Origin of the sequence: Pseudonocardia lacus (assembly GCF_018531445.1) — a bacterium.
In the GTDB taxonomy this organism is placed as follows: Bacteria; Actinomycetota; Actinomycetes; order Mycobacteriales; family Pseudonocardiaceae; genus Pseudonocardia; species Pseudonocardia lacus.
Genome location: NZ_JAHDTH010000002.1, coordinates 10,749 through 29,894, shown reverse-complemented (window position 1 = coordinate 29,894; position 19,146 = coordinate 10,749). Strand labels below are relative to the sequence as shown.

Annotated in this window: 24 protein-coding genes; 13 read left to right on the top strand and 11 right to left on the bottom strand. The window is 74.6% G+C overall.

Annotated elements, in window-relative coordinates:
* The first annotated feature begins 100 nt into the window (after positions 1–100).
* The gene (locus KIK08_RS00830; protein WP_214400985.1) at positions 101–1,258 is read left to right on the top strand and encodes an FAD-dependent monooxygenase; all 1,158 of its coding nucleotides are present in this window, start codon (positions 101–103) and stop codon (positions 1,256–1,258) included.
* A 145-nt stretch (positions 1,259–1,403) separates the two neighbouring features.
* Here KIK08_RS00830 and KIK08_RS00825 read toward each other — a convergent pair whose 3' ends face one another.
* Entirely contained in the window at positions 1,404–2,030 is a 627-nt protein-coding gene (locus KIK08_RS00825) for an FMN-dependent NADH-azoreductase (RefSeq protein WP_214400984.1), read from the bottom strand.
* Between the two features lie 85 nt (positions 2,031–2,115).
* Here KIK08_RS00825 and KIK08_RS00820 point away from each other — a divergent pair, with 85 nt between their 5' ends.
* Positions 2,116–2,616, top strand: coding sequence for a MarR family winged helix-turn-helix transcriptional regulator (locus KIK08_RS00820; RefSeq protein WP_308257298.1), 501 nt, complete (start codon positions 2,116–2,118; stop codon positions 2,614–2,616).
* On the opposite strand, the gene KIK08_RS00815 is transcribed toward KIK08_RS00820, so the two are convergent.
* The 7 genes from KIK08_RS00815 to KIK08_RS00785 all read right to left on the bottom strand — a co-directional run bounded on the left by KIK08_RS00815 (position 2,617) and on the right by KIK08_RS00785 (position 8,302).
* Positions 2,617–3,765, bottom strand: a complete 1,149-nt coding sequence (locus KIK08_RS00815) for a tetratricopeptide repeat protein (RefSeq protein WP_214400982.1) — start codon at positions 3,763–3,765, stop codon at positions 2,617–2,619.
* Between the two features lie 118 nt (positions 3,766–3,883).
* Complete coding sequence (locus KIK08_RS00810; RefSeq protein ID WP_214400981.1) at positions 3,884–4,717, bottom strand: LLM class F420-dependent oxidoreductase; 834 nt, start codon at positions 4,715–4,717, stop codon at positions 3,884–3,886.
* Between the two features lie 19 nt (positions 4,718–4,736).
* Entirely contained in the window at positions 4,737–4,973 is a 237-nt protein-coding gene (locus KIK08_RS00805; protein ID WP_214400980.1) for a hypothetical protein, read from the bottom strand.
* Positions 4,974–5,125: 152 nt separating this feature from the next.
* Positions 5,126–6,040, bottom strand: coding sequence for a prolipoprotein diacylglyceryl transferase (gene lgt / locus KIK08_RS00800; RefSeq protein WP_214400979.1), 915 nt, complete (start codon positions 6,038–6,040; stop codon positions 5,126–5,128).
* 70 nt (positions 6,041–6,110) lie between these two features.
* The gene (locus KIK08_RS00795; RefSeq protein ID WP_214400978.1) at positions 6,111–7,352 is read right to left on the bottom strand and encodes an MFS transporter; all 1,242 of its coding nucleotides are present in this window, start codon (positions 7,350–7,352) and stop codon (positions 6,111–6,113) included.
* A 53-nt stretch (positions 7,353–7,405) separates the two neighbouring features.
* Positions 7,406–7,936, bottom strand: a complete 531-nt coding sequence (locus tag KIK08_RS00790; RefSeq protein WP_214400977.1) for an AAA family ATPase — start codon at positions 7,934–7,936, stop codon at positions 7,406–7,408.
* Positions 7,937–7,987: 51 nt separating this feature from the next.
* Complete coding sequence (locus KIK08_RS00785; RefSeq protein WP_214400976.1) at positions 7,988–8,302, bottom strand: hypothetical protein; 315 nt, start codon at positions 8,300–8,302, stop codon at positions 7,988–7,990.
* Between the two features lie 213 nt (positions 8,303–8,515).
* Here KIK08_RS00785 and KIK08_RS00780 point away from each other — a divergent pair, with 213 nt between their 5' ends.
* Both KIK08_RS00780 and KIK08_RS00775 read left to right on the top strand, forming a co-directional pair.
* Positions 8,516–8,845, top strand: coding sequence for a TFIIB-type zinc ribbon-containing protein (locus KIK08_RS00780; protein WP_214400975.1), 330 nt, complete (start codon positions 8,516–8,518; stop codon positions 8,843–8,845).
* A 3-nt stretch (positions 8,846–8,848) separates the two neighbouring features.
* On the top strand, positions 8,849–9,454 hold the full coding sequence (locus KIK08_RS00775; protein ID WP_308257297.1) for a P-loop nucleotide/nucleoside kinase family protein: 606 nt from the start codon (positions 8,849–8,851) through the stop codon (positions 9,452–9,454).
* Between the two features lie 13 nt (positions 9,455–9,467).
* Here the strand turns inward: KIK08_RS00775 and KIK08_RS00770 are convergent, their stop codons facing one another.
* Positions 9,468–9,950, bottom strand: a complete 483-nt coding sequence (locus tag KIK08_RS00770) for an SRPBCC family protein (protein ID WP_214400974.1) — start codon at positions 9,948–9,950, stop codon at positions 9,468–9,470.
* Positions 9,951–9,967: 17 nt separating this feature from the next.
* Positions 9,968–10,417: a hypothetical protein gene (locus KIK08_RS00765; RefSeq protein ID WP_214400973.1), complete on the bottom strand. Its 450-nt coding sequence runs from the start codon at positions 10,415–10,417 to the stop codon at positions 9,968–9,970.
* Between the two features lie 57 nt (positions 10,418–10,474).
* Between KIK08_RS00765 and KIK08_RS00760 the strand changes: the two genes are divergently transcribed.
* The 3 genes from KIK08_RS00760 to KIK08_RS00750 all read left to right on the top strand — a co-directional run bounded on the left by KIK08_RS00760 (position 10,475) and on the right by KIK08_RS00750 (position 11,834).
* Positions 10,475–10,867: a MerR family transcriptional regulator gene (locus KIK08_RS00760; protein ID WP_214400972.1), complete on the top strand. Its 393-nt coding sequence runs from the start codon at positions 10,475–10,477 to the stop codon at positions 10,865–10,867.
* Positions 10,868–10,947: 80 nt separating this feature from the next.
* On the top strand, positions 10,948–11,394 hold the full coding sequence (locus KIK08_RS00755; protein WP_214400971.1) for a hypothetical protein: 447 nt from the start codon (positions 10,948–10,950) through the stop codon (positions 11,392–11,394).
* 11 nt (positions 11,395–11,405) lie between these two features.
* A complete protein-coding gene (locus KIK08_RS00750; RefSeq protein ID WP_214400970.1) occupies positions 11,406–11,834 on the top strand; it encodes a MerR family transcriptional regulator in 429 nt (142 codons plus the stop codon).
* Between the two features lie 72 nt (positions 11,835–11,906).
* Here the strand turns inward: KIK08_RS00750 and KIK08_RS00745 are convergent, their stop codons facing one another.
* Positions 11,907–12,899 (bottom strand): alpha/beta fold hydrolase, encoded by a 993-nt coding sequence (locus tag KIK08_RS00745; protein ID WP_214400969.1) that lies wholly within the window; start codon positions 12,897–12,899, stop codon positions 11,907–11,909.
* A gap of 220 nt (positions 12,900–13,119) precedes the next feature.
* Between KIK08_RS00745 and KIK08_RS00740 the strand changes: the two genes are divergently transcribed.
* The 6 genes from KIK08_RS00740 to KIK08_RS00715 all read left to right on the top strand — a co-directional run bounded on the left by KIK08_RS00740 (position 13,120) and on the right by KIK08_RS00715 (position 19,020).
* Positions 13,120–13,401 carry a DUF6247 family protein gene (locus KIK08_RS00740; RefSeq protein WP_214400968.1) on the top strand — a complete coding sequence of 94 codons (282 nt, stop codon included), beginning with the start codon at positions 13,120–13,122 and terminating at the stop codon, positions 13,399–13,401.
* A gap of 3 nt (positions 13,402–13,404) precedes the next feature.
* Positions 13,405–13,659, top strand: a complete 255-nt coding sequence (locus KIK08_RS00735) for a hypothetical protein (protein WP_214401067.1) — start codon at positions 13,405–13,407, stop codon at positions 13,657–13,659.
* A gap of 109 nt (positions 13,660–13,768) precedes the next feature.
* Positions 13,769–14,953, top strand: coding sequence for a sensor histidine kinase (locus tag KIK08_RS00730; protein ID WP_214400967.1), 1,185 nt, complete (start codon positions 13,769–13,771; stop codon positions 14,951–14,953).
* Positions 14,950–15,615, top strand: a complete 666-nt coding sequence (locus KIK08_RS00725) for a response regulator transcription factor (protein WP_214400966.1) — start codon at positions 14,950–14,952, stop codon at positions 15,613–15,615. Before KIK08_RS00730 ends, KIK08_RS00725 begins: the two co-directional genes overlap by 4 nt.
* A gap of 160 nt (positions 15,616–15,775) precedes the next feature.
* Complete coding sequence (locus KIK08_RS00720; protein ID WP_214400965.1) at positions 15,776–16,546, top strand: ABC transporter ATP-binding protein; 771 nt, start codon at positions 15,776–15,778, stop codon at positions 16,544–16,546.
* Positions 16,543–19,020 (top strand): FtsX-like permease family protein, encoded by a 2,478-nt coding sequence (locus KIK08_RS00715; RefSeq protein ID WP_214400964.1) that lies wholly within the window; start codon positions 16,543–16,545, stop codon positions 19,018–19,020. The genes KIK08_RS00720 and KIK08_RS00715 overlap by 4 nt, the downstream gene beginning before the upstream one ends.
* Positions 19,021–19,146 lie beyond the last annotated feature (126 nt).

Genomic DNA, 19,146 nt, shown 5'->3' with positions numbered 1-19,146 from the left:
CGCGAAGAGTACGGCACTGAGGGCATTTCAGCATTGAGTGCAAACTTGCATCGAGTGCGAGTACGGTCGCGGGCATGGCGTCGAGCGACGGGGGACCGCGATGAACCGACCGGCAGCACTGATCTCCGGAGCCGGGGTCGCCGGCCCGACCCTGGCCTGGGGGCTGGCCCGGGCCGGATGGGCGGTCACCGTGGTCGAGCGGGCCCGGGACCTGCGCTCCAGCGGGAACCCGGTGGACGTCCGCGGAGCCGCGCTGCAGGTCGCCGAGCGGATGGGGGTCCTGGACGCGCTACGCCGATCGGGCACCCGCGTCCGCGCGGTGCAACTCGTCGACGGCGCCGGCCGGCAGTTGGCCCGCATCCCCACCGCGAGCCGTCGCGAGGCCGAGCGCCAGGTCGAGATCCCGCGCGGCGTCCTCGCCTCCGTGCTGTACGAGGCCGCGCGCGACGACGCCGAGTTCCTGTTCGACGAGTCGGTGGTCGCGCTCGCCCAGGACGGCGACGGCGTCGAGGTCGCCTTCGAGCGCGACGCTCCCCGCCGCTTCGACGTCGTCATCGGCGCCGACGGGCTGCACTCGGCGGTCCGGCGGCTCGCCTTCGGCCCGGAGGACGACTTCCTGCGGCACATGGGCCTCTACGTCGCGACGGTCTTCCTGGCGGAGTCCACCCCGGTCTCCCGGGACGTGCAGATGTACAACCGCCCGGGTCGGGCGCTGGCCGTGCACCCCGTGCTCGGCCGGCCCACCGTCGCGTTCATGTTCCGCAGCCCGGTCGTGCCCGGCTTCGACCACCGCGACACCGCCCAGCACCGTCGACTGCTGGTGGCGGCGTTCGCCGGCGGCGGCTGGCGCACCCCGGAACTGCTCGACCGGGCGTGCTCCGCGCCGGACCTGTTCTTCGACGCCGTCGCCGAGGTCCGGCTGCCCGCGTGGTCGGTCGGACGGATCGCGCTGGTGGGCGACTCCGCCGCGGCGGCGTCCTTCCTCGGCGACGGGTCCAGCCTGGCCATGGCGGGTGCGGCGACGCTCGCCGAGGAACTGGCCGCGGACCCGGGCGACCCGGCCGCGGCGCTGCGCCGCTACGAGGTGCGCCACCGGCGGCGGACGGATCCGGTGCAGCGGGCCGCGACCCGCGGTTCCCGGCTGCTCGTCCCGGCCACCGCCGGCGGGATCGCCGCGCGCAACGCCGTCGCGCGGCTGTGGTCGGCCACCGGTGGCGCGGCGCAGGCGCTGCTGGCCCGAGGGAACGCCGCGGCCTGAGCGAGGGGCGTCCTCGCAGCGCCAGGTGGCTGTCGCAGCCCTGGCTGGGTCGTCGCAGCCCGCCGGCGGGCTGCGAGCCCACCGCTGGATCTGCGAGACGCCCCGACCTCATGATCGACTCGGCCGGGAGGGCGTCGCGACGCGCTCAGAACGCCTTGCCGAGGTCGCGGGCCCGCGCGTGCGCCGCCGCCCGGCCGGCCTCGGCGTCCGCGGTGGCCAGGTCGGGCCGGAAGTGGATCTCCTCGATGTCCGCCACCCCGGCCCAGCGCAGCCAGGAGTCCAGGTAGGGGGCCTGGAAGTCGGCGCCGAAGCGCGGTCCGCGACCGGGCCCGTAGACGGCGCTGGTGTAGATCGCGACGGCCTTCTTGCCGGTCAACAGACCGCTGTAGCCCTCGTCGGGGTCGAAGGAGAACACCATCCCGGGTTGGCTCACGACGTCGATGAACTGCTTGAGGATGTAGGGCACCCCGGCGTTCCACATCGGGACGCTGAACAGGTAGCGGTCGGCGGCGTCGAGGCGGCGGAAGGTCGCGATCGCCGCCCGCCAGGCGTCGGCGCCCTCGCCGGTCGGCTGCTGACCGGCGAAGACGGCCATCTTGGCGGCCGCGGCGGGTGGGCCGAAGGCGGGCAGCGTGCCGTCCCAGAGGTCGAACTCGTCGATCTCGACGTCGGGGTGGGTGTCGGCGAAGGCGTCGAGGAACTCGCGGGCGATCACCCGGGACTCCGAGGCGTCGCCGCGGGGCGAGGCGGAGATGTGCAGCAGGCGGGACATGGTGGCCTCCGGGGTGAGTAGAAGTGCGTGCGCACGCACATATTATGGAGATGCGTGCGCACGCACAAGTCGTAGGATGGATGGGGTGACGACGGACACCGGTGGGCACGCGGTGAGCGGCGCGGATGCGAGCCCTGTTGACGAGGGCGTCGCGGCCTGGGCGGCCCTGCTGCGCACGCACGCCGCCGTCGTGCGCCGGCTGGAGCACGACCTGGACCGCGCCCAGGGACTACCGCTGACCTGGTACGACGTGCTCCTGGAGCTCAACTCGGCCGAGGGCAGGCGGCTGCGGATGCAGGAGCTGGGGGAGCGGGCGGTGCTGTCGCGCACGCGGGTCAGCCGCATCGTCGACGAGCTCACCCGGGCCGGGCTGGTCGTCCGCGAGCCCGACCCCACCGACCGGCGCGGCAGCTGGGCCGTGCTGACCGAGGCCGGACGGGCCCGCCTGCGCGGCGCCGCCCCCAGCTACCTCGACGGCATCGCCCGCCACTTCGCCGACCACCTCACCGCGCAGGAGCGCGCGGCGATCGTCAGCGGGCTGGAGCGGGTGCTGGCCGCACAGCGGGCCCCGGCGGACCGGAGCTGATCAGGCCGCCCGCTCGGCGGCGCTGACCCGACCGGTCAGGTAGACCAGCTCGTCGCGGGCCGACGTGCTGGACGGGTCGACCTCCACGATCCGCTGCACGGCGGCCAGCGCCTCGCGGTACTGGCCGACGGCCGCCGTCGCGTCGCCACCCGCGGTGGCCGCCTCGGCCAGCTTCTCGTGGAAGATCGACTGGTCGCGCAGGGCCGGGGCGTCGCGCGGGTCGAGCAGCACCGCGGCGCGGGTGAGGTCCAGGCCGGTGCGGTAGAGCGCGCTCGCCGCGGCCAGGTCGCCGGCCGACATGGCCATGTCGCCGACCTTGCTGTAGCCGATCCACAGCGTCCTGGCCGCCGCCACGTCCTCGGGGTGGGTGTCGACGGCCCGCCGGGCGATCGCCAGCCCGTCGCGGAAGTAGCGGTCGGCGTCGTCGGCGTCGCCGGTGACCAGCGCCCGCTCGCCCACCCGGAAGTGGCAGACGGCCAGCTCGCACTGCACACCCACCTCGGCCGCCTCGACCTCGGGCAGCTGCAGCAGCGCGGCGAGCTGGTCGCGGTAGTGCAGCCCGGCCGCGGCGCTGTCGCCCAGGGCCAGTTCGAGGTCGCCGAGCTTCTCGTGGCACACGGCCAGGTCGCGGCTGGCCTGCCCGCCGTCCTGGGCGCGGGCCAGTTGCAGCGCCGCGCTCAGGGAGCTGCGCAGGAACTCGCCCGCCCTGGTCGTGTCGCCGCCGTCGAGGTACAGGGTGCCCAGCCGCTGCTGGCTGATGCCGAGGTCGCGGCGGGCGACCGGGTCGTCGTCGTCCGCGGCGAGCATCGCCCGGCCCAGCAGCAGCGCGGTCCAGAAGTGCTCCTCGGCGTCGGACGCCTCGCCCTCGGCCATGGCCAGGTCGCCGGCCAGCACGTGGGCGCAGGCCAGGTCGTGGCGGCGGGCCGGGTCGTCCGGGTCGGCGACCGCGAGCGTGCGCCGGATGGTCAGGGCCGTGTCGACGTAGCCGGCCGCGGTGCGGCTGTCGCCCGCGGCGATCGCCGCCTCGCCGCGCTCCACGCAGGCCACCGAGGCGAGGTGCGACGTCGTCCCGCGGGGCGCGACCGTCGTGGACTCGTCGGGCGGTCCGGAGGTCGGGCCGTCGGCCTCCGCCGGGATCGCGTCGGTCATCGCATGCCTCCTCCGCCGGCCGCGGGTGACCGGCGCGCGAGGTGACCGTATTGCGATCATCGGTTCACGGGTCGGCGGAATCCCGCCGACCTGGTATCCGCCCGGCGGGACGACCGGGTCAGCCGCGCAGGGCGGCCAGGTCATCGAGGACCCGCAGGACGGCGTCGCCGTCGTCGTCGGGCAGCTCGAAGAGCACCCGGTCGACCCCGACCGCGGCGTAGGACTGCAGGGCCTCCGGCTTCGGCACCGCCCCGTAGACCGTGACCGGGAGGTGGCCGCGGCCCGCGCCGGCGGCGCGGTCGCGCAGCTCGGCGATCCGCCCGCCGAACTCCTCCAGCCCGGACAGCGGCACCCGCAGCGGGACCCAGCCGTCGCCGTACTCCAGGACGCGGTCGAGCACCGTCGGACCGCCCCCACCGATCAGGATCGGCGGGACCCGCACCGGCTTGGGCCACGACCAGATCGGGTCGAAGTCGACGAACCGGCCGTGGAACTGCGCCTCGTCGGCGGTCCAGATCTCCTTCATGGCCAGCACGTGCTCGCGCATCCGGGCGGTGCGCGAGCGCGGGTCGACGCCGTGGTTGGCCATCTCCTCGCGGTTCCAGCCCGGCCCGACGCCCAGCTCGAAGCGCCCAGCGCTGATCCGGTCGACCGAGGCCACGGCCTTGGCCAGCACGATCGGGTCGTGCTGGGCCACCAGCGACACCGCCGTGCCGAGCGCGATCCGCGCGGTGACCGCGGCCATGGCGCCCAGCGCGACGAACGGGTCGTAGGTGTGGCTGTAGCGCTCGGGCAGCTCGGCGCCGCCGGGCCACGGCGACAACCGGCTGGTCGGGATGTGGGTGTGCTCGGTGAGGAACAGCGCATCGAAGCCGCGCTCCTCGACACCCCGGGCGAGGCTGAGGGGGTCGATGCCGTAGTCGGTCAGGAAGGTCACCACGCCGTGCTGCACGCCGCGAGCCTGCCACGGATCAGCTCGCGTCGGGATCCTCGCGCAGTGTGAGCACCAGCCGCAGCACGTACTCCACCGCGGCCTCGTGGGCGCTGGCCCGCAGCTGCCCCTTCGCCGCGAGGTTGGCCGAGGCCAGGTCGAGCACGGTCGAGGGGCCGAGCTTGCGCACGACCAGGTGGGCGATCTCCTCGCGGTCGAGACCGGAGTGGGCCCGCCAGGTCAGCACGTACTCGACGACCAGTTCGTCGTCCGTCACGGGGGCTCGCCTCCTGCGTGGTTCCGCGCGCACGGTCTCACGCGGACCGCGGCGGCGTCAGCCCCCGGGGACCACGTGCCGTGGCCTGAGCCGGGCGGATCTGCACGGGTGGTTTCGCCCGTCCTCGCCGGCACCGGGCCGGGCGGGCGCCGCTACTGCTCGTCGGACCGGGGGCCCGCGGACGCGACCGGATCGGCCGGGACCGGGTCCCCGGGCGGCTCGCCCCACCGCTCGTCGCCGGCGCCCGGCCGGTGCCGCCAGGCCAGCACGGCGAGCGCGCCCACGACGAGAGCCGCGGAGACGATCATCGCGGTCGGGACGCCACCGACGGTCCAGTTGTTGACGCGCAGGGTCTCCAGGCCGAACCGCACCACCGAGTACCAGACGATCCAGGCCAGGAACAGGTCGCCCGGCCGCATCCGGGCGCCCCACCGCCGCGCCACCCACAGCAGGACGACGGCACCCACCACACCGCTGATCGACTCGTAGAGGAACAGCGGTTGGAAGCCCGTCGTGGCCTCCGGGTAGGTGGTGCACGGCCACTGCGGCACGCGGTGCTCGCAGCCGATGGCGATGCCCCACGGCAGGTCGGTCGGCGGGCCGTACAGCTCCTGGTTGAAGAAGTTGCCCCACCGGGCGGCCGCCTGCAGCACGAACGCGCCGGGGGCGACGACGTCGGCCCACCGCCAGAAGCTCTGCCCCCACAGCCGCATGACGACGACCATCGCCAGGCCGCCCCCGATGATCGCGCCGAAGACGCCCAGCCCCGCGTAGGGCGGCAGCACGATCGCCAGCGGGTCGGCGGCGTAGCGGTCCCACTGGTCGACCACGTGGTAGATGCGCGCGCCGGCGAACCCCGCGATCGTCACGACCGCGAGCCCCCGGTCGACGATGCGGGTGTCCAGCCCGCGCCGCCGCGCCTCGCGGACCACCACGACGTAGAGCCCGACCAGGCCGACCAGGTAGCCGACGCCGTACCACTGCACCGGGAACCCGCCGATCCAGAAGGCGACCGGGTCGGGGGTGAACGGGATCGGCTCGGCGAGGACCGTGTGCGGAGCCGGCATGGTCGCGCAGCGTACAGCGACGTCACCCGAGCGGGACGACGTCGCGCCGTTCCCCGTGCTCGCGGGAGCGTCAGGTGGGTGACCGGTGCTCGTCGGCGTGCGCGACGTGCGACAGCTGCCGCCAGATCAGCACGACGAACACCGCGGAGCCGGCGAACGCGAACCAGAACGGCGCGGTCACGCCGTAGTGCTGGGCGAGCAGCCCGCCGATCCCCGAGCCGAGCACCAGCCCGCCGTACACGCCGACGACGTTGACGCTGCCGACCCGGCCCTGCAGCTCGGAGGGGACCGCGCGCTGGCGCACGGTGACCGACGTCGTGGCCCAGACGAACGCGTGCGCCCCGAACACGAAGAAGATCACCATGGCGACCCAGGGGAGGGTCGTCACGGCCAGGGCGGCGTGGGTGAGCGTCTCGATGACCAGGCCGATCCGCAGCAGGTCGCCGAGGGACACCCGACGCGTGATCCACCCGTAGGCCGCGGTCCCGGCGAGCCCGCCGACGGCCTGGACCACCGTGATGGCACCGAAGCCGATCGGCCCCAGCCCCAGGCGCTCGGTCGCGTAGAGCACGAGGACCGACCACGCGGCGCCGAAGGTGATGTTGAACGTGAAGATCGCCAGGACCAGCGTGCGGACGGCGGCGTGGTGCCAGGTCCAGCGCAGCCCCTCGACGATGTCGCGGTGCATCCGGCGCCGGCCGGTGCCGGTCGGGACGCGCTCGGGCAGCCTCATGCGGCTGACCAGGACCGCCGCCGCGGCCACCAGCACCGCCTCGGTGAGGAACGGCCAGACCGCGCCCGCGGCGAACAGCGACGCCCCGACGAACGGCCCGGCCAGCTGGTTCAGCGTGATGAAGCCGGTCTGCAGCCGTGCGTTGCCGGCGGACAGGTCGTCGCGGTGCACGACGATCGGCAGCAGGTTCTGCGAGGTGTTGTCGGCGAACGACTCGGCCGTGGCCAGCAGCAGCAGCGCCACCAGCACCACCGCCACCGAGACGACGCCGGTGAGGATCGACGCCGTCAGCAGCGCCAGTACCAGGCAGCGGACCGCGTTGGCGGTGATGATGATCAGCCGGCGGTCGAGCCGGTCGGTGAGCGCCCCGGCGAACAGGCCGAACACCAGCGGCGGCAGCCACTGCAGGGTCGCCCCGAGCGCGACGAGCGCGGCGGAGTCGGTCTGCGAGGCGACCAGCAGCGGGCCGGCGGCCAGCGCCACGCCGTCGCCGAGGTTGGACACCCACGAGGAGGCCAGCAACCAGCGGAAGCCGCTCCCGAGCCGGGACGGGGCGACGGTCTCGACGATGCGGCTCACCGAGCGACGCTAACGCGGGGGGACAACCGGGTTTCCCGGTTGCGGCGCACGCCTCACCCGGCCCCCGTGCGCTCCACGATCTCGTCGACCACCTCGGCCAGCGGCCGCGTGGCGTCCACCATCAGCGCTCCCCACCGCCGGTACCGCTCCTCGAACGACGCGTGCCAGCCCAGGACGAGGCGCAGCTCGTCGGGAGCCGAGCCGAACTCCTCGCCGGTCCGCCCGGCGAGCCGGTGCCGCAGCGTGTCCGCGTCGAGGGTCAGGCAGACGACGACGTCGTAGAGGTCCGCCAGCTCGTCGCCGTTGGTCGGCGAGCCGCAGAGGAACACCGACCGCTCGCCCGCCCCGGCGACGAGCCCCTCGACCTTGCGCCTCGGCAAGCTCCACTCGTGCTCGGCGTACCACTCGCGGGTGCGGTCCGTGGCCGCGTCCGGGCGCGCCACGGGCTCGCCGGTCGTGGCGCGGCGCCAGGACGAGAGGTCGTCCTCGTCGGTGTCGTGGGCGAGGTGGCCGCGGCGGAGCAGCTCCCTGCGCACCGACGACTTGCCCGAGCCCGACATGCCGGTGACGTAGATGAGCGGCATGCGCGCACGGTAACGAGCCGCGCGACGCCGGACCTCGGGTCGGGCGCCGGGTCAGCGCCGGTCGGACAGGTGGACGACGTTGTCCGGGGCGGTGGAGTAGTGCGCGTCGAGCAGGCCCTCCACCACCGCCCACGTCAGCTCGGAGCTGGGGCGGACGCCGGCCAGCCGTTCGAAGGCGCGGCGGAACTGCGCGGTGGCCGGGTCCGTGCACAGCAGGTGGATGTTGGGGCCGGTGACCGGGAAGCCGGGCGTGGCGTCGATCGCCCGGGTCAGCACGGCGCTCAACCGGGCCGCCTTGCGGGCGCGGGCGGTCGCCTCGTGCAGCTCGTCGCGGCCGGGGCCGGTGCGCCTTCGTTCGGCCGCCATCAGGCGGGGACCCCACGCGCGGCACGGCCGCGCGCACGGTCGATCGGGCAGGGGGTGGTGCGGGTCATCGCAGACGCCTCCGTCAGGGCATGCCGGAACAGAGGCTCGGCGCTTCCCCTCGCCGAGAACTACACCGATGGTAGGAGTCGGGCGCCGTCGTCGCCACCGCGGGGCGCTACCGACCCGCGGTCCGACGGCCCTACGCTGCGTTGTGTGACTTGTCCCAAATGCCACGGACGCATGCGCACGGTCGACCGGCAGGGCCTGCAGATCGAGCAGTGCGAGAACTGCCGCGGCATCTTCCTCGACCACGGCGAGCTGGAGCACATGCTCTCGGCCGAGAGCCGCTTCTACGGCGCCGCGCCCTACGTCCCGCCGGGCGGCCACCGCGGCAAGCCCGACTCGCCGCGCCCGTACCGCGGCGGCTACTCCGACTCGCCCCGTCCGTACCGGGGCGAGCGCCACGGCGGCCACTACCCGGACTCGCCGCGCCCCTACGGCAACCGCAAGCACAAGAGCTTCCTGGGCGACCTGTTCGGCTGAGCGGTGAACCCGCTGGTCTGCACGCGCTGCGGCGCGCGGGTCACCCCGGCGGCCCCGCTGGTGTGCGGGGACTGCGGCCACGAGCAGGAGTTCGTGCGCCAGCCCCTGCACTGCCTCGTGGGGCCCAGCGGGACCGGCAAGTCGACGGTGGGGCGCGCGCTGCTGCCCCGGCTGTGCGACCGGTTCGTCGTGCTGGAGCAGGACGTCCTGTGGATCCCCGAGCTGCGCGACCCGGCCGGGCACCACCGCGCGTTCCGCTCGACGTGGCTGCGGATGGCGGCGATGGTCGGGCAGAGCGGACGGCCCGTGCTGCTCTGCGGGACCGTGGTGCCGCCCGAGCTGGAACCGCTGCCCGAGCGCGCCCTCTTCACCGAGGTCCGCTACCTCGCGCTGACCTGCCGCGCCGACGTCCTCGCCGCGCGGCTGCGGGCCCGGCCGGCGTGGCGCGAGTGGGACGAGCCGCGCATCGCCGAGATGCTCGACTACGCCGCCTGGCTGGAGTCCGATGCGGCGACCCTCGACCCGGCGGTCGACCTGCTCGACACCACCGACCGGTCCGTGGCGGAGACGGCCGCGGCGGTGGGCGAGTGGCTCACCGCCCGCGGGTAGCGCGTCCCGCCGGTCAGGCGTCGGGTCCGGCGGCGGACGGCGTCCGGTCGTCCCCGGTGACGAGCGCGGTCAGCCGGTCAACCGAGGCCGCGAGCCGCTCGGCGGTGGTCGCCCTGGCCCGCTCGAAGCGGGTCGGGTCGGTCAGCTCGGTCCAGTCGTAGGTGTGGCGGACGAGCGTGGTCCCGTCCTCGCGTGGCATCAGCTCCCAGCGCCACAGGTGGCCGGGTGGGGTGCCGCCCGGTTCGGCCGGACGCCACGCGATCCGGCGCCCCTCCTCGAACTCGACGACGTGGTTCTCGCGGTCGACGCCCAGGGTCAACGTCATGACGAAGACGTCGCCGACCCCGCGGACGCGCTGGCCCCCGGCCGCGACGCCCAGGTTGTCGTTGCCGTCCCAGCTCGGCTGGGCCGCGGGGTCGGCGATCAGGGCGAAGATGCGCTCCGCCGCGGCGTCGACGATCCGTTCGCAGGAGACCACCCGGTTGTCCGACGTCATGGGAACATCCTGGCGGATCACGAACCGGCGCGGTGGTCGGCCTCGAAGCCCACGATGGGCACGCCCGTGGTCCGGACGAACCGCTCGTGCAGCTCGTCGACGCCGGCCCACTCGGCCTCGGGCAGCTCGTACATCAGCTCCAGCACGGCCGTCGCCGCCGGGTCGTCGATGGTGGTGGTGTCCCACCGGACCTCCCCGTCGACGCGGGTGACGGTGATGGACAGGAACGCGCAGCAGGCCATCTCCCGGGCCGCCAGGTCGCGGGCCCAGGCCTCGACGCCGGCGTCGGCGCGCAGCCGCCACCGGAACCCCGCGGGGGTGCGTTCCCGCGCCACGAACGCCTCGGCGAACAGGCGGGCGTACTCGGCCAGGCGCTGCTCGCCGGTGTCGGGCGCGTCGGTCATGTCGCACACGACAGCGGGCGGAGCCGTCTCGGCGACGTCGGGGCGAGTGGCGTGGTCGTTCATGGGTTCGGGCTCCTGTGGTCGTTCCGATGCTGGCCCGAGAACGGTAAAGTCTGGACCGTGGTCCAGAGTCAAGGGTCATCGCTGAAGATCGGTGCGGTCGCTCGCCTGGCCGGGGTCAGCGTGGACACCGTGCGCTACTACGAGCGCCGCGGCGTGCTCCGGCCCGCCGAGCGGTTGCCGTCGGGCTACCGCCTCTACCCGGACGCCGCCGTGGGCACGATCAGGCTCGCCCGGCGCCTGCAGGCGCTGGGCATGACCCTCGACGAGGTCGCCGACGCACTGCGGTCGCACGACCGCGGCGACGCCTCGTGCGACTCCCAGCGGTGGCGGTTGGAGGCGGTCCTCGACCGGACCCGGGCGCGGATGGCCGAGCTCGCGGCCGTGCAGGCCGACGTCGAGTCGGTCCTCGACCGGTGCCGCGCCGGCCGGTGCGACTTCGGCGGTGTGTGAGCACGGACACGTTGAAGGCTGTACCGCGGTACGGACCTAGCGTCGTAGGTGCTGGTCAACAACGGCCCACGGAGGCGGACATGGCGGTAGAGGCGGCCCAGGAGGCGTTCGCCCTGGAGGTCGCGCCGGCACCGGTGCCGCCGGTGCTCGATCGGGACGGGCAGGTGGCGGGCCGTGCCCCGTCGCCGCGGTCGGAGCCGGCCTGGGTGCCGGTCGATGCGTGCACGCTGCCGACGGCCGACCGGCCGACGCGGCTGGCCGAGTTCGACGGCCTGTTCGCCGCGCTGCTGGACGTGCGTCGGGAGGAGCCGGGGTGGCTGCGGCTGCGCCTCGACGACCGCGACGACGTCGAGGACCGGGCCCGGGACCTGGTGGCGCGCGAGTCCGGGTGCTGCTCGTTCTTCGACTTCGCCGTGCACCGCGGCGACGGCGCGGTGGTGGTGGACGTGCGGGTGCCCGACGACCGGATCGTGGTGCTCGAGGGGTTGGCCGCGCAGGCCGAGGCCTCCCGAGCGGCGCGGATGTGACGGAGTCGATCATGAGGTCCGGGCAGCTCGCCGCGGCGGCCGGGGTGAACGTGCAGACGCTGCGCTACTACGAACGCCGCGGCCTGCTGCCCGAACCCCGCCGCACCCCGGGCGGGTACCGCGAGTACGACGACGGCGCCGTCGCGCTGCTGCGGGTGGTCAAGGCCGCCCAGCGGCTCGGGTTCACCCTCGACGAGGTCGCCGACCTGCTCGATGCCGGCCGCCGCCACCCGGCCCCGGATCTTCAGCAGCGCGCCCGGGCCAAGCTCGTCGAGGTCGAGGCCCGCATGGCCGACCTCGCCAGCATCCGCGACGGGCTGCTGCAGGTGGTGCGGGCCCGCTGCGACAGCCTCACCAACTGCACCTGCGAGGACTGCCCACTCCCGTTCGCCGACCTGGCCGAGGTCCGGCCCTCCCGCACCCGTGAAGGGTCCCCGTGAACCTGGGGCAGCTGGGCGACAGCGACCGCCGTCGATCATCACCCGCCGGAGGTGTCGTGGAGCGCGCGCCGTTCACCCGTCGTCGGCGGCGGCGAGGTGGTCGAGCGTGGCCCGCACGACCGACGGGCCCTCCGGGCCCAACCACACCAGGTGCCCCCCGGCTCGCGGCGTCAGCACCCGCGCATCGGGCAACTCCGCGCGCAGGCGTTCGACGTGCGCGACCGGGACGTCGCCGTCGGCTTCGGAGTGCACGGCGAGCACCGGCGCGCGGATCTGCGACCACGGGACGCGCCAGGGCTCGGCGAAGGCCCGCAGCTCGTCCATCATGCCCGGGTAGAGCCGGCTCATCGGGGTCGTGGAGTCGATCAGTGCGGCGAACGACTCGCGCTGGGCGTCGTCGCCGTGGACGTACCGCGCGACCTCGCGGATGGCGGCGGCGTCGAGGCTGCTCTCGGTGCGCAGGAACGAGGTCAGCGCGAACGCCGGCGCCGCGCGGGTGGTGCGGGCCAGCAGCCAGGACAGCAGGACCTGGCCGCGCGGCGACAGCACCAACCGGCCCAGCGGCGACTCCACCGCCGCGGAGGCGGGGGCGTAGGGCCCGGTGACCGCGCACCACAGCACCAGCGAGCGGGTCGGGTGCCGGGCGGCGTGCAGCAGCGCGGCCGGGCCACCGGCCGAGACACCGAACACGTGCACCGGCCCCCGCACCCCAGTGGAGGACAGGACCTCCGCATAGAGGTCGGCCTGCGTTCCCGGGTCGTCGGCACCGGACAGCGGCACGCCGTAGTAGCCGGGCCGGCTCACCGAGATCACCCGGTAGCCGGCCGCGGGCAGCCACGGGTAGGCGTGGACGAGGTCGACCCCGGAGCCGCCGCCGGGGCTGAACAGCACGACCGGTCCGTCGCGCGGGCCGAGATCGAGGTAGGGCACCGGCCCACGGGACGTGGGGGCGCGGCGGAACGCCCGCTCGACCCGCTGCCGCCGGCGCCGCCACGCCAGGACGTCGAACGCGGCCGCGGCCACCGCCCCGGCCGACGCCGCCCGCAGCGTCGCCCCGACACGCACCCCATCACCCCCGACCGGCTGGGAGCTTCCGAGAGTAGGTTTCGGCACGCCCGGCTGCGGCACCGGGCCGCTGTGCGCGAGGAGCTTCATTTCCGCTGTCGAGTCGGCGTCGGATCGAAGCATCAACTCAGCTCTGTGAGCGCGGTACGGTGGCTGCGTGACCGCTGAGCCGACGCCACCGCCGCATCCGGGGTCCCGGACCGGTCGGGGGCGGACGTTCGTGGATGCGTCCCCGGCAGAGGTGCGCGCCGCGCTCATCCCCGAGGAGGCTGCGGAGTTCGACCGCGAGTGGCGCTCGGTGATGTCCAGGGCGATCGAGACGCTGGACCTCTCAGAGGTTCTGGAGACCCTGGCGTCGTGGCGTCGCGTGGCCCGGCTGACGGTGGCATCAGGTGCCGAGGCGCACCGCGCCATGTACCGGCGAGCCGCGCTCAAGCTCACCGGCGAGCCCGGCGAGGCCGATGAACCCCTGTCCCGGACGAAGGCGCGGCTCGGTCTCTGACCCGTGTACCGGGTCACCACGGACGAGCAGTCCCAGCCGCAGGTCGACGCGCTCCCCGCGGCCGCGCTGGCCGCGTTCGCCGAGGCTCGCACGATGCTGGAGGTCGCTCCGTGGAACGGTGCGCCGTACCACCGGGGCAGTCCGGACAGCCCGATGCGGGCCTTGACGTTCGGTCCGCGCAGCGAAGGCGACATCGTCTACCTCGTCCTGGAAGACCAGCGACGAGTCGACATCCTCGTGGTGCTCTGGCTGGACTGAGCGTGAGCGGTGTCCGGGCATCGCTGACCACGCGTGTCGGAGTTGCGCTGTGCGATCTCCGACCGTGGTCTGATGGCGGGCCGCACCGGAGTGCCTACCGTGGGGCGTCATGCGTACTCCCGACCGCTCCACGCTGCTCCGGGACGCCGGGCTCGCGCTGGGCGTCGCGATGGTGAGCCTCGTCTTCGCGTACCCGCGGCCGGGGGTCATGGCTGTCGTGCTCGGCATGTGTGCGCCGCTGGTGGTCAGTCGGGCGCACCCGCGGGTCGCGCTCGCCACGCTGACGGTCGCGGCGCTGGTCCACGTCGTCACGCAGCAGGACCCGACGGTCGCGGTGGTGGCCGTGCCGATCCTGGTGCACAGCCTCGCCCGCTGGTCGACGACGGCCGAAGCACGGATCGGGCTGGCCTTCGCGCTGGTCGGCGCCGTTCTGGGGCCGGCCCGCTGGTTGACCGGCCGACCGGAGGAGGCGACCGCAGCCCTCTGGGTGACGACCGTGGCGGGGTACGCCGGGATCGTCGTCGCCGCGTTCATCGCCGGCCGGCGCGGCCGCGACCGCCAGGAGCAGGAGGCGCAGCGGGAGCGCGAGCGGGCCGAGCGGCGACGGCTGGAGCACGTCGAGCACCAACGCGCCGTGCAGGCGGCGGCGGCCGAGGAACGCATCGCGGTGGCCCGCGAGGTCCACGACATCGTCGCGCACTCGCTGTCGGTCGTCGCGGTCCACGCCGAGGGCGGCCGGGCGCTGACGGCGCGGTACCCGCACCGTGCGCCGGAGATACTGGAGACCATCGCGGAGACGGCCCGCGACGCCCTGGACGACCTGCGGGAGCTGGTCGCGATGCTGCGCGGTGACGGACCGGCGGCGACCGACCAGCCGGGAACGGGCTACCGACCGGCGCCCGGGATCGGCGACGTCGACGACCTGGTGTCCCGGCTCGACGGCCGGGTCCGGCTGCGGGTCGTGGGCAACCGGCGACGGGTCGGTCCGGTGGCCGGGATGACGGTGTACCGCCTGGTCCAGGAGAGCCTGACCAACGTGCTGCGGCACGCCGGACCCGAGGCCGCGGTCGACGTGCGGCTCGACATCGGCGAGCGGGCCATCGACCTCGTCGTCCGCGATGACGGGTACGGCGCGGCGTCGACCACCGACGGCCGGGGCACAGGCCTGGCGGCGATGCGGGAGCGGGTCCAGCTGCACGACGGCACCCTGTCCGCCGGCCCCCGCGCGGGCGGCGGCTTCGAGGTGCACGCGATCCTGCCGGTGCACCACGCGACGGCACCGGCGGGCGGATGACGCTGCGCACCTTCCTCGTCGACGACCAGCGGCTGGTCCGCGACGGGCTGCGGATGATGATCGAGTCGCAGGACGACCTGACCGTGGTGGGCGAGGCCGGTGACGGCCGGGAAGCAGTCGCCGAGCTGCAGGGCGTCGACGCCGACGTGGTGCTGATGGACATCCGGATGCCGGTCATGGACGGCGTCGAGGCGACCAGGCGGTTGACCCGGCTCGGGCACCCGGCGCGGGTGCTCGTGCTGACCACGTTCGACCTGGACGAGTACGTCTTCGCGGCCCTGCGCGTCGGCGCGGCCGGGTTCCTGCTCAAGGACGCCCGCCAGGAGGAGCTGCTGGCCGCGGTCCGCGGCGTCGCCGCAGGCGGCTCGGTCGTCGCGCCGTCCGCGACCCGGCGGCTGATCGCCCACTTCGTCGATCGGTTGCCGGTCGGGCCGGCCGTCCCCGACGAACGCCTCGGGCTGATCACGGCCCGGGAGGTCGAGGTGCTCGGCGCGATCGCGTCCGGCGCCACCAACGCCGAGATCGCGACCCGGCTGCACATGGCCGAGGCCACGGTGAAGACCCACATCGGCAACCTGCTGTCGAAGCTGCAGTGCCGCGACCGGGTCGCCCTGGTGCTCTTCGCGTTCGAGGCCGGCGTGGCCACCCCGGACCGCCCGTAGTCCCCCCGTCACGTCCTCCCGCGATCGAGCCGCCCCGACGCTGCCCTACGACCACGGTCGGAGCCGCAGTTCCGAGTACGGGACCGCGGACCGATCCGGTCCGGACGGGGGCTGCATACGTTGCGACGCGATGGAATCAGCAGCGACAGACAGGGCCCCCATGACCGCGCACAGCTCGGCCGCGCACCGTCGCGGGTCGCAGGACGCGACACCTGCGGCGGCCGCACGCGACCTCAGCAAGACCTACGGCACCGGCGACACGGCCGTCCCCGCTCTGCGCGGCGTCACGGCCGACTTCGGGCGCGGGACGTTCACCGCCGTCATGGGTCCGTCCGGTTCCGGCAAGTCCACGTTCATGCACTGCCTGGCCGGGCTGGACCGGCCGACCGGCGGCCAGGCCCACATCGGCGGCCAGGACATCTCCGCGCTCGACGACCGGCAGCTGACCCGGGTCCGGCGCGACCGGATCGGCTTCGTGTTCCAGTCGTTCAACCTGCTCCCGACGTTGACCGCGGAGCAGAACATCCTGCTGCCGCTGGACCTCGCGGGCCGTGCGGCGGACCCGGCGCGGCTCGCTTCCGTCGTCGACTCGCTGCGCCTGGGCGACCGCCTGCAGCACCGCCCCTCCGAGCTGTCCGGTGGGCAGCAGCAGCGGGTCGCGATCGCGCGTGCCCTGGTGACCGGACCGGAGGTGGTCTTCGCCGACGAGCCGACCGGCGCCCTCGACTCCCAGAGCGCGGCGGCCCTGCTGGGCTTCCTGCGCCGCTCCTGCCGCGAGCTGGGCCAGACGATCGTGATGGTGACCCACGACCCGATCGCCGCGTCCTACGCCGACCGGGCGCTGCTGCTCAGCGACGGTCGGATCGTGGACGAGCTGGACGACCCCACGGCGGACGCGGTACTGGGCGCGATGCGGGGCCTCGCCGCATGACCACCGGTGCCGCGACCCGCTTCCCGATGGCCCGCAACGCGCTCGCCGAGCTGCGCCTCAACCCGCGCCGGGTGGTGGCGGTCGTCGTCGCCATCATGATCAGCGTCGGCTACCTCACCGCCTCCGTGAGCGTCCTCGCCGGCGAGGAGGCATCGTTCGAGCGCGGCCTCATCGCCCGGGTCGCCGAGGCCGACGTCGTGGTCATCGTGGGCACCGGCGACCCGGCCGCGCAGGCCGGCCTGGTCGCCGGGGTCGCCGACGTGGCCGGGGTCGCCTCGGCCGACCTCAGCTTCCTCTCCCGCGGCTGGGTGACCGGCACCTCCGACTGGGTGCAGCAGCAGTCGGTCCCGGCCAACCCGGAGCTGCGCTGGACAGACCTGGCCGAGGGGCGCTGGCCCGAAGGGCCCGCGGAGATCGCGCTCGGCGCCGTCACCGCGCGGCAGCTCAACCTGGGCGTCGGCGACCGGGTCACGATCAACGACAGGGTGTCGTCCGCGACGCTGACCGTCAGCGGCCTCACCCACGAGGGCGACTCGCTGCTGTCGGGGCTGACGCTGACCTCCTTCGTCGCGCCGTCGTTCTACACCGCTGCGGACTCGATCCGCACCTCCGGCCAGACGGAGATCCTCGTCATCGGCGACGGCACGGTCTCGCCGGAGCGGCTCGCCGAACGGGTCGCGGCGGTGGCCGGCGGCGACCGGGTGGAGACGTCCTCGGCGATGGTCCAGCGCCTCATCTCCCAGCGGACGGGCCTGTTCATCTTCGAGCTCCTGTTCCTGCTCTTCGGCGCGGTCGCCCTGCTGGTCGGCGGCATCATGATCGTGAACACGTTCCTGATCCTGGTCGCGCAGCGGCGCCGGCAGATCGGGCTGCTCCGGGCGGTCGGCGCCGAACGCCGCCAGATCCGGAGGGGACTGCTCGTCGAGGCGACCGCGATCGGCATCACCGGCTCGCTGCTCGGCGTCGGGCTCGGCGTGGCGCTCGCGGCCGTCGTCGCGGTCGTGCTGAGCCAGCCGCTCTCCGTGCCGGTCGGGCAGGTGATCGCCGTCGCCGCCACCGGGCTCGCGATCGCGGTGCTGTCGGTGCTGGTGCCGGCGCGGCGGGCGGCCGGGATCGCGCCGCTGGAGGCGCTGCGCACCGTCGCCGGCGACGCGATCGGGCGCCGGACGTCGCTCGTCCGGCGGGCCGCGCCGCTGGCCCTGGTCGCCCTCGGGCTGACCGGCATCGGTCTCGGCTCCACCGGCACCGCCTTCGCGCTGCCGTACTCCCTGGCCGGGTCGTTCGTGTGCGCCGTCGGGCTGCTCTCGGCCGTCGGGCTGTACCTGCCCCCGCTGCTGCGCGGCCTGGGTTCGGCCCTGCGCCGTACGGGCCCGACCGCGCGGCTGGCCGCCGACAACGCGGTGCGCAACCCCGGCCGGGCGGCCGCGACCGGCGCCGCGCTGATCCTCGCCGTCGGGCTGGTCGTCGCCCTCCAGGTCGGCGCCGCGAGCATGAAGGCGACGGCCGACGCCAACCTCGACGCCCGCTTCCCGGTCGACGTCACCGTGTCGATGTTCGACGGGCCGCTGCCGACCCGCACGGTGGACGACATCGCCGCGGTCGTCGGGATCGCCGACGCCGCGGGGGTGCGCTCGATGGGCGTCACCGTCGAAGGCCGCGAGGGACCGAAGCCCGTCCGGGCGCTGAGTCCCGACGCCGACGCGATGGCCGTGTCGTCGGCACCGCACCCGCCGATCACCGCCGATGTCGTCCTCGCCGATCCGTACCTGCTCGCGGACGAGGGCATCCGGGACGGCGCTCCGGTCACCGTCACCGGCCGGTCGGGGTCGGTCACCTTGCCGATCCGGGCCGACCACCTCGCAGGCGCCGACTCGCTGATCGTCGCGCCCCAGGTGCTCTCGATCCTCGACGGCGGTGCCGCGGTCGGCACGGTGTGGGCGAAGGCCCGACCGGGAGCCGACATCACGGAGCTGCGGTCGCAGCTGCGCACCGTCGCCGAACCTCTCACCGGCGCGGAGGTCGGCGGTGGGCTGACGGGCAAGCTGATCTACCACACGGCCCTGGACCGGCTGTTGGCGATGACCACCATGCTGCTCGCGGTGGCGGTCCTGATCGCGCTCGTCGGCGTCGGCAACACCCTCGGTCTGTCGGTGCTGGAGCGCACCCGCGAGTCCGCGCTGCTGCGCGCCCTCGGGCTGCAGCGCCGGCAGCTGCGCCGGATGCTCGCCATCGAGGCGGCCCTGCTCAGCCTGGCCGGTACCGCCGTCGGCATCGCCATCGGGACGTTCTTCGGCTGGGTCGGCAACCACGCGGTCAGCGGCGAACTGAACATGGCGAACCCGCAGTTCGCCATGTCGGTGCCGCAGACGCTCGGGGTGGCCGTCGTGGCCGTCGCCGCCGGTGTCCTCGCTTCGGTCCTGCCCGGCCGGCGCGCGGCCCGGGCGACGCCGGTGGACGCTCTCGCCGAGACGTGAGCTGGTGATCCCTGATGTGCCTGGGCATCGGTGCCGTCCCGAGCTTGTCGAACGCGGTCCCGACCTCCGAGGATGGCCGCATGTCCGAGCAGGAGCCCGCCCGCGGGCCCGCCGTCGCGCACCGCC

Coding starts and splice junctions, on each gene's coding strand:
- KIK08_RS00830 (WP_214400985.1), top strand. CDS start 101: ATGAACCGACCGGCAGCACTGATCTCCGGAGCCGGGGTCGCCGGCCCG.
- KIK08_RS00825 (WP_214400984.1), bottom strand. CDS start 2,030: ATGTCCCGCCTGCTGCACATCTCCGCCTCGCCCCGCGGCGACGCCTCG.
- KIK08_RS00815 (WP_214400982.1), bottom strand. CDS start 3,765: ATGACCGACGCGATCCCGGCGGAGGCCGACGGCCCGACCTCCGGACCG.
- lgt (WP_214400979.1), bottom strand. CDS start 6,040: ATGCCGGCTCCGCACACGGTCCTCGCCGAGCCGATCCCGTTCACCCCC.
- KIK08_RS00790 (WP_214400977.1), bottom strand. CDS start 7,936: ATGCCGCTCATCTACGTCACCGGCATGTCGGGCTCGGGCAAGTCGTCG.
- KIK08_RS00785 (WP_214400976.1), bottom strand. CDS start 8,302: ATGGCGGCCGAACGAAGGCGCACCGGCCCCGGCCGCGACGAGCTGCAC.
- KIK08_RS00770 (WP_214400974.1), bottom strand. CDS start 9,950: ATGACGTCGGACAACCGGGTGGTCTCCTGCGAACGGATCGTCGACGCC.
- KIK08_RS00765 (WP_214400973.1), bottom strand. CDS start 10,417: ATGAACGACCACGCCACTCGCCCCGACGTCGCCGAGACGGCTCCGCCC.
- KIK08_RS00755 (WP_214400971.1), top strand. CDS start 10,948: ATGGCGGTAGAGGCGGCCCAGGAGGCGTTCGCCCTGGAGGTCGCGCCG.
- KIK08_RS00750 (WP_214400970.1), top strand. CDS start 11,406: ATGAGGTCCGGGCAGCTCGCCGCGGCGGCCGGGGTGAACGTGCAGACG.
- KIK08_RS00730 (WP_214400967.1), top strand. CDS start 13,769: ATGCGTACTCCCGACCGCTCCACGCTGCTCCGGGACGCCGGGCTCGCG.
- KIK08_RS00725 (WP_214400966.1), top strand. CDS start 14,950: ATGACGCTGCGCACCTTCCTCGTCGACGACCAGCGGCTGGTCCGCGAC.
- KIK08_RS00720 (WP_214400965.1), top strand. CDS start 15,776: ATGACCGCGCACAGCTCGGCCGCGCACCGTCGCGGGTCGCAGGACGCG.
- KIK08_RS00715 (WP_214400964.1), top strand. CDS start 16,543: ATGACCACCGGTGCCGCGACCCGCTTCCCGATGGCCCGCAACGCGCTC.